1 protein-coding gene is annotated in these 542 nt (G+C 49.4%); it reads right to left on the bottom strand.

Features of this window, described 5'->3' with window-relative positions; all coding sequences use genetic code 11:
• On the bottom strand, window positions 1–542 hold a 542-nt coding region (locus tag R7Z50_RS30420; RefSeq protein WP_318150139.1), incomplete at both ends, for an alpha-amylase family glycosyl hydrolase.

Here is a 542-nt window from a genome sequence, read left to right as displayed (position 1 = left end):
AGGGTGTGCTTGACGGAACTGACCAAGGGTTTGCCAGTGTTTCAGCAAAGCTTGTTTGTCATCAGATAGCTTCCAAACCATGTCTGAACGTGTGCCTTGGTGGAAATCATCCGCGTAAGGGCCAATGTTACGGCCTACTTCATCGCCATAATAAACCTGAACCGCTCCTGGGCTAAGGAGCAATGCGTTCGCGGCGTTACGTTGCATGCCGTAATCTTTAAAACGTGAGAAGAACAACTCCGTATCGTGAGAAGACATGTAACTGACTGGGTTGAAGTCTTTCTCGTTCGCGATAGTGTCCGCATAGCTTTGGTAAGTGTCTGCCATTTGGCTAAAGCACGCCGCGCCTTTGTCTAGCTTCTTCTGCATATCGAAGTTGATCAACGCGTCAAAACCATCATCGAAATAAGGGCTGCGATACGCGGTGTGTCCCCAGACTTCGCCCATCATCCAGAACGGCTGACCTGACTTACCATTCTCTTTACGCCACTGCTCAAGACTGCTTGAAGCCTCTTCTTTCAAGCGTTTCCACACATCGCCTT

It is taken from the genome of Vibrio sp. 1249-1 (genome assembly GCF_033340495.1).
This window is presented reverse-complemented; position numbering and strand designations above follow the sequence as displayed.